The following is an 11,494-nucleotide window of genomic DNA, read 5'->3' on the forward strand; positions in this document are numbered from 1 at the left end:
TAATTAATAAATTCATCATGAATCAAATAGAAAAAAATACTACAAACAACTCTTTAATAGCAAATTCACAATTTAATAAAATTGTGTTGATTCTCAAGAAAATTTTCAAAAGCTTGGGCTTAATTTCAGATGAAATAAATATTTCTACTAATTTTTTAGAACTAGGTTTGGAATCTCTTGCATTAATTCAAATTAGCCGTGCTGTTCAACAAGAGCTTGGTGTTAAAGTTAATTTTCGTCTATTGCTGGAAGAGTTTTCAACAATTGAGACATTAGGTATCCATATAGCTAACCAATTACCACCAGAAGAGACAAAATTAGCACATTCTTTTGAAGATGATAAATCTCGAATTGCTAAGTTAATAACAAGTGAATTAAGTACAAACAATGACACCAAATTAAATTCGGGTTCAACATCTGATCAGGGTAAAGTATTGTTGGGGGAAAATATTTCTGAGCAAACTACTAATACTGCCATTCAAAGACTGATTACACAGCAGTTGCAGGTTATGTCTAAACAGCTAGACTTACTGCACAAAGGCTCTTCGACAAAGAAGAAGATGTTAACTCCATCTCATATGGAACAATCTACATCAGTGCCTGAAAGTACACAAGTTATAGAGGTATTTACTGAAGCGTCTCAGTCTCAAGAGAATCAGGTGGAGTTTGCTCAACAGCAGCTAAACCTGAAAATTGAGAATAAAACAGTTGTTGAGTCTCAAAGAATTGAGAAAGGAGAAAGTAAAGGCTTAAATCCTCAGCAGCAAAAATACATAGACGCACTGATTGAACGAGTGGTCAAACGCACCCAAGAATCAAAAAGACTCACGCAAGCAGCACGCCCTTTCTTGGCTAATCCTAGAACAATAACAGGGTTTCGCCTTTCTATTAAGGAGATGTTGTATCCACTTCATATCCAACGAGGATCTGGTGCCAGAATTTGGGATGTTGATGACAATGAATACATCGATTTATCAATGGGATTTGGTCCACTTCTGTTTGGTCACTCGCCTTCTTTTGTTATAGAGGCTATTCATCAGCATATTCAGCAGGGAATGCAGAATGGTCCGCAATCATATTTGACAGCTAAAGTCGCTGAGTTATTTTGTGAACTAACAGGTCAAGAAAGGGTAGCCTTTTGTAACGATGGTACAGAAGCGGTAATGGGAGCAATCCGCATAGCGCGTGCCAGTACGAAACGCTCTAAAATCGCTATTTTTGCTGGGTCGTATCATGGAAACTTGGATGAGGTTTTAGTCGCAGGAGTACCTTTCGGAGACTCCAAAGACGAAACGCTGGGTTCTTTGCCAAGCGCTACAGGAATTCCACAGCATATGGCCGAACAAGTAATAGTACTTAATTATGGAAGTCCGAAATCTCTTGAAATTTTGAAAGCTAAAGCCCATGAGTTAGCTGCTGTTTTAGTAGAACCGGTGCAGAGTCAGCGCCCAGATTTCCAACCTCAAGAATTTTTACGTGAACTTAGGAAATTAACCCAGCAAACAGGAATTGTATTAATCTTTGATGAAGTAATTACTGGCTTTCGGATGCATCCTGGGGGCATCCAGGCTTTGTGGGATATTCAAGCAGATATTACAACATACGGTAAAGCGATTGGTTCTGGTCTCCCGATGGGGGTAATAGCTGGCAAAGCTGCCTTTATGGATGTATTAGACGGAGGTTTTTGGAATTATGAAGATGCGTCTTATCCTCAGGTAGAAACGACTAGGTTTGCCGGTACTTTTTTCAAGAATCCCCTCGGACTTGCTGTTGTCTGGGCTATACTCAAGCATCTCAAAAATAGCGGGACAAAACTTCAGGAAGAGTTAGCTCGGAAAACCCAAGAATTAGCAGATAGTCTAAATATTTATTTTCAGCAGAAACAGTTACCAATTCAGGTGGTTCATTTTGGTTCTCTGTTTCGTTTTGCTTACCCACCCAATATCAAATGGATGAATTTGCTGTTCTATCACTTGCTAGAAAAGGGAATTTATATCTGGGAAGGGCGCTCATGTTTTCTCTCTACAGAGCATACCCATGAAGATATTGAGCAGGTGATTAGAGCGGTTAAGGAAAGCATACTGCAAATGCAAGAAGGAGGGTTTTTACCAACTAATTCTATCTTAATTAACGATGACAGGTCGAGCAGCCATCAAGTTAATGAGTTATCAAATACACAGACTGACTTATTGTCAAACTTACGTAATGAACCGTCTCCTACTACTTCAAGCACATGCAATAATAAAAATATATCAAGCATACGTAATGTCCCTTTAATAGAAGCACAAAAGCAACTTTGGTTTTTGGCTCAGATGGGAGATGAGGTTTCCCGCGCTTATAATCAATCAAGTATTATCCATCTGCGTGAATCGTTCAATTTGAAGGCAGCACATAAGGCTATTCAGGAAGTTGTCAATCGTCACGAAGCACTGAGAACATCTTTTAGCCCCCAGGGAGATTATCAGCAAATACATTCAACTCTGATAATAGACGTACCTTTGATAGATTTATCGACTTTAGATAACAGTAAGCGTGAAGCACATCTATCGGAGTTTTTAGCACAGGAAGCCCGACAGACTTTTGATCTTGAAAAAGGTCCATTACTCCGTACACAAATTGTCAAGCTGGGGGAACAACATCATCTTCTGGTTCTTACTATTCATCACATAATTGCTGATGGTTGGTCGTTTGGTGTTTTGCAACAAGAACTAGCTGCAATTTATACAGCAGAGTGCCAAGGTATCACCTGCCAACTCCCACCACCTATGCAACTAAGTGAGTATATTCAATGGGAGGCGCGCCAGCAGGAAAGCCCAGAGATGGCAAAGGCTGAGGCTTATTGGTTGGAGCAATTTGCCAATTCAGTCCCAATATTGGAGTTGCCCACTGATCGTCCTCGACCATCAGTCAATACATACAACGGTACTCGACATAGCATCACGCTTAGTACATCTTTGTATAGTTCTTTAAAAAAACTGAATGTTGAGCTTAAAAGTACCTTGTTTACAACCCTTTTGGCTAGTTTTTTGGTGTTGCTACACCGATTAACAGGTCAGAGCGATATCATGGTTGGTATCCCTTCAGCAGGACAACTATCTGTAGATGGAGAATGTCTTATTGGTCACTATGTCAATCTATTACCAATACGTAGTCAAATTGTTATAAATACTACATTTTCCAAGTATCTGAGTTCATTAAAGGGGGTATTGTCGGATGCTTATGAGCATCAAATTTATCCTTTTAATACGTTGGTCAAGAATTTGAATTTACCACGAGATCCTAGTCGAGCACCTCTAGTGACGACAATATTTAATATAGACACGTCTCTTTCTAAGTCAGAGTTTTTGAGCAAAGAAGTTGACTTTGTAAGAAATTCCACCAGTTCCGCTATCTCCGATATTTTCTTGGATATTCATCAGAGAGATAATGAACTTTTAGTGGATTGTGAATACAACACCGATCTATTCGACTCCCAAACAATTCAGCGCTGGATGGGATGTTGGCAGGTCTTGCTCTCTGGCATTGTTGCTAATCCAGAACACCAGCTTTCGGAGTTACCACTGTTAACAGAACTTGAGCAGCACACTCTGCTGGTAGATTGGAATGATACCTCTGTTGAGTATCCTCAACAACAGTGCATCCATCAGTTATTTGAGGCTCAAGTAGAACGCACGCCTGATGCCATTGCCGTGGTTTTTGAAGACCAACAGTTAACCTACGGGGAACTGAACCAGCGAGCTAATCAACTGGCGCACTATTTGCGATCGCTCGGAGTAAAACCAGAGGTACTGGTGGGAATTTGTGTAGAGCGTTCGTCGAAGACGTTGCCGGAGGCATCGCTCCACATGATCATCGGACTTTTAGGCATCCTCAAAGCAGGTGGTGCATATGTACCGCTAGATCCAGCATATCCGCCATCACGTTTGGCTTTCATGTTGTCAGATTCTCAAGTACCAGTACTACTAACCCAGCAGCAACTGGTGGCGAAACTTCCTGAACATCAAGCACAGGTGGTTTGCCTAGACACCGACTGGAATATCATTGCCCAGCAAAGCCAAGATCACCCTGTTAACATTTCAGAAGTCGAGAACTTAGCTTACGTGATCTACACTTCTGGTTCTACAGGTCAACCTAAGGGAGTTTTTGGTCTACATCGCGGTGCTGTCAATCGCTTTCACTGGATGTGGCAGAATTATCCTTTTGTAAAAGGAGAAGTTTGTTGCCAGAAAACATCGTTAAACTTTGTGGATTCAGTCTGGGAAATCTTTGGGTCTTTACTTCAAGGAGTCACCACAGTCATTGTGCCCGATGAAGTTATCAAAGACCCAGAACAGTTCATAACTACTCTGGATCACAACAATGTGACACGGTTAGTACTTGTTCCCTCCTTATTGCGTATACTGTTGAATACATCTAGTATTTTACAGTTGCAGCTACCCCAACTGAAGTTGTGGATTAGCAGTGGCGAAGCCCTCTCAATTGACTTACTTGAGCAATTTCGGCGGAGTTTACCGGATAGCACCTTGTTAAACCTTTACGGTTCGTCGGAGGTTTCTGGGGACGTGAGTTGCTACAGCCTCAGTCCGCAAGCACCTTTGCCAGAGTCTGTTTTGATTGGTCGGGCGATCGCTAATACACAGATATATATACTAGATACAAGCAGACAACCAGTTCCCATTGGTGTACCAGGGGAACTGTACATAGGTGGAGATGGATTAGCACGAGGTTATTTAAACCAGCCCGAACTCACTGCTGAAAAATTCATCTCCAACCCCTTTAGCAACAAATTAGCAGCACGTCTGTACAAAACAGGAGATTTAGCCCGCTATCTGCCCAATGGAGAGATAGAGTACATTGGTCGTATCGACCACCAAGTTAAAATTCGTGGCTTCCGCATCGAACTCCCAGAAATTGAAGCACGACTAACTCAACATCCCACCATTCGAGAAGCCGTAGTCGTCGTCAGGGAGGATGTATCTGGAGACAAATGGCTAGTAGCTTATCTAGTGTGTGAACATGAGTTAATTCCTACACTCAGTGAATTACGGAGCTTCTTAAAAGAGAATTTGCCTGATTATATGGTGCCTACTGCCTTTGTGCCCATGAAGGCTCTGCCATTGACACCTAATGGCAAAGTGGATCGTCAAGCATTGCCAGTACCGGATAATCTTCGCCCACAGTTGGAAGCGACTTACATCAAACCACAAACTGATTTGGAAAAAGCGATCGCTGCTGTTTGGCAGAAGGCACTCAAGCTAGAGAAAGTAGGTATTCACGATAACTTCTTTGAACTTGGTGGACATTCATTGCTGATAGTTCAGGTTCATAACCAGTTGCGTCAAATATCCCCAAGAAATTTATCAATGCTTGAAATGTTTAAATATCCAACTATCAGTTCATTGGCAGAGTTTCTGAATCAAACAAACACAAATTCTCAGACTGATACTAGAAGTGAACAGTTAAAAGATGGTAAATCTCGAATAAAACAATTTTTAGCAATTAGTAAGAAAGTTAAATAAATATGAGTACTTCCGCAGAATTCAGTCGAAATGGTTTAGAAGTAGCCATAATTGGTATGGCTGGTCGCTTTCCTGGTGCCAAAAATATTGAGGAATTTTGGCAAAATCTGCAAAATGGGGTGGAATCAATAGCTTCTTTCACAGATGAAGAACTGATATCTTCAGGAATAGATTCTGCTATGCTGAATCACCCTCAGTATGTAAAATCTAAGGCGGTATTAGAAGATGTTGAATTATTTGATGCTTCATTCTTTGGCTTCAATCCAAGAGAAGCAGAAATCATCGATCCCCAACAACGTCTTTTCTTAGAGTGCGCTTGGGAGGCTCTTGAAAGCGCTGGTTACGATTCTCAAAAGTACAAAGGATTGATTGGAATTTATGGTGGTACAAGTATTAATAGTTATCTAATTAACCTTTATTCAAATCAAAATCTGATAAATTCTCTTGATAATCAACAGTTGGTATTTGGAAATGACAAAGATTTCCTAACAACACGAGTATCCTACAAATTAGAGTTAGAAGGGCCATCAATAGACATTCAAACGGCCTGTTCAACTTCATTAGTTGCTGTACATCTAGCGTGTCGAAGTTTGCTAGGTGGTGAATGTGATATTGCCTTAGCTGGTGGTGTTGCAATCAGTTCATCACAAAAAGCTGGATATTTATATCAAGAAGGGGGAATTTTATCTCCAGACGGTCATTGCCGTGCCTTTGATGCTAAAGCACAAGGAACCGTTTTTGGTAGCGGTGTAGGCATTGTGGTATTGAAGCGATTAGAGGATGCTCTTGCTGATGGCGATCGCATTGATGCTGTCATTAAAGGTTCTGCTATCAACAACGATGGCGCTCTCAAAGTAAGCTATACAGCACCCCGTATAGATACTCAAGCAAAAGTGATTAAAGCGGCTCAAACGATTGCTGAGGTTGACCCAGAGACAATAACTTATATTGAGGCACACGGAACTGGAACATCTTTGGGAGATCCGATTGAAATCGCTGCACTGACACAAGCGTTTCATGCCGATACCCAGAAAAAAAGTTTCTGTGCGATCGCGAAGCGTGCACATTGTGCAATCGGTTCACTCAAGACGAATATTGGACACCTAGATACTGCGGCTGGTGTTGCAGGATTAATCAAGACTGTTTTAGCTCTTAAGCATCAACAAATACCGCCTAGCTTGCACTTTAAGCAGCCTAATCCTGAAATAGACTTCGACAACAGTCCCTTTTACGTCAATACCACACTTTCAGAATGGAAGACAAACGGCACTCCCCGTCGCGCTGGAGTCAGTTCCTTTGGTATTGGTGGCACCAATGCCCATGTAATACTGGAAGAAGCCCCATCTGTTGAACCCTCAAGTCCTTCTCGCCCTTGGCAGTTATTGCTGCTTTCTGCAAAAACCGACTCGGCATTAGAAACTGCGACGGCAAATTTAGTTACCCGCTTCAAGCAGCATCCTGACTTAAACCTGGCTGATGTAGCATATACTCTTAAAGTCGGTCGTCGAGCATTTGACCATCGTCGAATGGTAGTATGCCAAAACTTTGACGATGCAGTAAAAACCCTAGAGACTCTAGACCCACAAAGAATTTTCACCCACTTCCAAGAACCGTCTAACCAAAAGGTTGTGTTTATGTTTCCTGGTCAAGGTTCACAGTATGTGAATATGGGTCGAGAATTATATGAAACTGAGTCCGTATTTCGGAAACATATTGATAAATGCTGTGAAATACTCAAATATCACTTAGGTATTGATTTATGCACAATTTTATACCCAGGCGAAGAACACTCACAAGCAGCAGCAGAGCAACTGCAACAAACTCATATCACTCAGCCAGCACTATTTGTTATTGAGTATGCCTTAGCTCAGTTGTGGATGGCATGGGGCATATCTCCTACAGCAATGATTGGTCACAGTATAGGAGAGTATGTAGCTGCTTGTTTGGCAGGTGTATTCTCTTTAGAAGATGCTTTAGCACTTGTTGCAACCCGTGGAAGGCTCATGCAACAACTTCCGACGGGTGCTATGCTTTCCGTTCCACTTTCTGAAGAGGAGATACAACCTTGGCTGAATGAAGAACTAACTCTTGCTGGAATTAACGCACCATCACTATGTGTTGTATCAGGTTGTGAAGAAGCGATCGCCAATTTGCAAAGTCGTTTAACACAACAAGGTGTAGAATGTCGTCGATTACATACTTCCCACGCTTTTCATTCCCAAATTATGGATTCCATCCTGGAACCATTTACCAAGCAAGTTGAAAAAGTTAATTTAAATCCTCCTGAAATTCCGTTTATTTCCAACTTGACAGGAACTTGGATTACTAATAATGAAGCAACCAATCCCAGTTACTGGGCAAGACATCTGCGGCACACTGTGCTATTTAGTACAGGCATTGCTGAGTTAATTAAAGAATCAGAGCAAATATTACTGGAAGTTGGTCCTGGGCAAACTTTAAACACTTTTGTAAAACAACAAACTAATCAGTCAATAGTATTGAATTCAATGCGCCATCCAAAAGAGCAAAAATCGGATGTAGCATTTTTACTCAACACTTTAGGGCGACTCTGGCTAGCAGGAGTACAGGTAGATTGGGATGGCTTTTATGTTACCGAGCAAAGACATCGAATGCCATTGCCAACATACCCTTTTGAGCGCCAGCGTTATTGGATTGAGTCGCAAACAATAGATAGTAGCAATAATCGTCAAATTCAACTTAGCAAAAAACCAAATATTGGTGACTGGTTTTATCTTCCTAGCTGGAAACAAGTAAAGTTACTTGATACCTTCCAGAAAAGAAGGTTGGTAAAGCAAAAGCTATGTTGGCTGGTCTTTGTGGATTCATCTAAACTAGGCGCACAAATTGTTCAACAACTTGAGCAAGAAGGGCAAGAAGTTATTACTGTAACCGTAGGAGATAAATTTGCTCAACTGGGCGAATGTCCTACGGACAGGCTTTGCCAACGCGCCTACGCAATCAATCCTCAACAGCGACATGACTATGATGCCCTATTCCAAGCATTACGTGCAATAGATAAAATTCCGCAAATCATCGCTCATTTTTGGGGTGTCACAACAAATATTCAATCCCAAAATCAAACCTTATTCGAGCAGACACAATCAGAAATTTCCAGCTTTGAAAAGCATCAGGATTTAGGTTTTTACAGTTTACTATTCATCGCCCAAGCACTTAGTAAACAAAATGTTACAGACTCTGTGCAAATAAAGATTGTAACCAACAATCTTTATGATACTCTTGGACAAGAGGAGTTGATTCCAGAAAAGGGGACAGTATTAGGGCCATGCAAGGTAATTCCCCAAGAGTACCCAAATATTACCTGCCGTAACATTGATATCGTTATTCCGGAATCTGGGACTTCCCAGGAAAATCAACTCATAAACCAACTCATGGCAGAACTGACGACCGAGTTATCTGACTTGGTTGTTGCTTACCGTGGTAGTCATAGATGGGTACAAACCTTTGAGCCTGCACAATTAAAAGAAGTTGAAGAAGAAACAATTAGACTCAGAGAAGGGGGAACTTACTTAATTGCAGGCGATTTGATGGGAAGTCTTGGTTTAGTGTTTGCAGAGCATTTAGCTCAAACAGTACAAGCTGAAATCATTCTGATTGGCAATATAGGGCTTCCCCAAAGAAATCAATGGTCACAATGGCTGGTAACTCACGATGAACAGGATGCAATTAGCAGCTACATCCGAAAAATACTTGCGTTAGAAGAGTTAGGTACAAAATTTCTCATTATTGAGGCTGATATTGCAAATTTTGAACAAGTGCAAGCAGCAATTACTCAAGCATATGAATACTTTGGTCAGATTCATGGGGTGTTCTACGCAACACCAATGAGTAACGAGAAGTCAGCTTTCTCTATTCAAGAGATTGGTCGAAGAGAGAGTGAGTCGCAATTCCACTCAAAAGTTCACGGACTCTATATCATAGAAAAAGTCTTACAAGGCAGAGAACTTGATTTTTATCTGTTGCAATCCTCATTATCGTCTGTTGTGGGAGGACTTGGACTTGTTGCCTATTCCGCAGCTAATCTCTTCATTGATGCTTTTGTAAACAAACGTAATCAGACAAGCTCTATTCCTTGGTTCAGCGTCAATTGGGATGCCGTAAAGTATGAAGAGAAACAAGAAGAAAATATTGGGTTTGGAGCAGATTTGAATGAATTGGCAATGACACCCAAAGAAGTATGGGATATTTCTGGGCGCGTTTTATCAATGGGTTCAGCAGGTCAATTCATTGTTTCACCAGGAGATTTGCAAGTCAGGCTTAACACATGGATTAAGCGTGAATCTCTACACAGTACAAAGAATTCCCCAGAAGACCAACTCTCGCAGCACTCAAGACCAAATCTGCAAACTGCCTACATAGCCCCTAGTAACGAGATTGAGCAAAAAATTGCAAATATTTGGCAAGAGCTTCTTGGTACTGAATTAGTGGGTATTCATGATAACTTTTTTGAGTTAGGAGGACACTCTTTGCTAGCTGTTCAGGTAACTTCACGTCTGCGAGAAAATTTTCAAGTGGAATTGCCTCTACAAAGTATTCTTTTTGATGCTCCTACAGTGGCTGGGCTTGCTGTTATCATTGCTGAAACACAACCTAATCAAGAAGAAAATCAAAAAATTGCGGCTTTATTAGAAGAGATAAAAAGCCTCTCAGCAGAAGAAATTCAACAAGAACTAGTGATAGATTCTTAGTATACCCACCATAAAATGGGTTTGGAAGTTGTCAAGATTTTAATTTCCAAACCCCAGGAATGAGGAACTCTTTAATGTGGTTAATTAGACAACCAAAAAATTAATAACTGTTTTGTACAACTGGAGAATTTTATAAATGGAGTTTAGTATATTTTATTTTTCCGGCGATGGTTTAAAAACTCAAGAAAACAAATATAATCTATTAATAGAAAGTGCAAAATTTGCAGATCAAAATGGTTTTTCCGCACTTTGGACTCCGGAACGTCATTTTCACCCGTTTGGAGGACTTTATCCTAACCCATCGTTGACAAGTGCAGCGCTGGCTATGATAACTGAGCGAATTCAATTGCGCTCTGGCAGTATTGTCATGCCACTTCATAATCCAGCACGTGTTGCTGAGGAATGGTCTGTGGTTGATAATCTTTCAAACGGTAGAGTTGCCCTTGCTTTTGCCTCAGGTTGGACGATAGATGACTTTGTACTTTCTAGCGAAATTCATGCCAACCGCAAAGAAAGTATGTGGAGTGGAATCCAGATAGTCCATAAGCTTTGGGAAGGTGAACAAGTTGAACTCAAAGATGCAACAGGAAACACTTTCAAAGTGAGGACATTTCCACGACCGATACAGCGTAAACTACCTACTTGGATTGTGTGTCAATCAAACGCAACATTTATTGAAGCTGGCAAAATAGGTGCTAACGTACTCACTTCTTTATTGGGAGGAACTCTAGAAGAAGTTGCTCCACAAATATCACTGTATCGTGAATCTTTAGCAAAATACGGTAACAACCCTAAAGCAGGGAAAGTAGCAATGATGATACATACCTTTGTAGGAGAAGACTTCAACACAGTAAAAGAACAAGCAAGGGAACCTTTCTGTAATTACTTAAAAACACATATTGACTTACTGGAGAATTTAGCTAAGAATGCTGGTATAAAGGTAAGTTTAGAGAAATTTACGGAAGCAGACATCAATAGTCTTTTACGGTTTGCCTATGAAGGTTGGCTCAAAGGAAGAACTCTGATTGGGTCAAAAACGACTTGTATGCAAATGATTAAGCGTTTAAAACAGATTGGTGTTGATGAAGTCGCTTGTTTAATTGATTTCAACCCAAATTATGATGCTGTAATGGCAAGTTTGTCTTACCTCAAAGATTTGAAGGATCTCTGTAGCCTTAATCAGGAAAAATTGCTGTCACTTAGCTGATAATTTAGTTGCTACGAATGCTCCGAATGCTCAGTTTCAAG

Annotated in this window: 3 protein-coding genes; all 3 read left to right on the forward strand. The window is 40.7% G+C overall.

The window, feature by feature from the left end; genetic code table 11:
* Positions 1 to 17: 17 nt before the first annotated feature.
* The 3 genes from V7K76_RS13415 (at position 18) to V7K76_RS13425 (ending at position 11,453) form a co-directional block, all read left to right on the forward strand.
* Positions 18 to 5,519, forward strand: coding sequence for an amino acid adenylation domain-containing protein (locus tag V7K76_RS13415; protein WP_334776166.1), 5,502 nt, complete (start codon positions 18 to 20; stop codon positions 5,517 to 5,519).
* A 2-nt stretch (positions 5,520 to 5,521) separates the two neighbouring features.
* Entirely contained in the window at positions 5,522 to 10,246 is a 4,725-nt protein-coding gene (locus V7K76_RS13420; protein WP_334952052.1) for a type I polyketide synthase, read from the forward strand.
* 136 nt (positions 10,247 to 10,382) lie between these two features.
* Positions 10,383 to 11,453 (forward strand): LLM class flavin-dependent oxidoreductase, encoded by a 1,071-nt coding sequence (locus V7K76_RS13425; protein WP_334952050.1) that lies wholly within the window; start codon positions 10,383 to 10,385, stop codon positions 11,451 to 11,453.
* Positions 11,454 to 11,494 lie beyond the last annotated feature (41 nt).

The organism is Nostoc sp. (genome assembly GCF_036917975.1).
In the GTDB taxonomy this organism is placed as follows: Bacteria; Cyanobacteriota; Cyanobacteriia; order Cyanobacteriales; family Nostocaceae; genus Nostoc.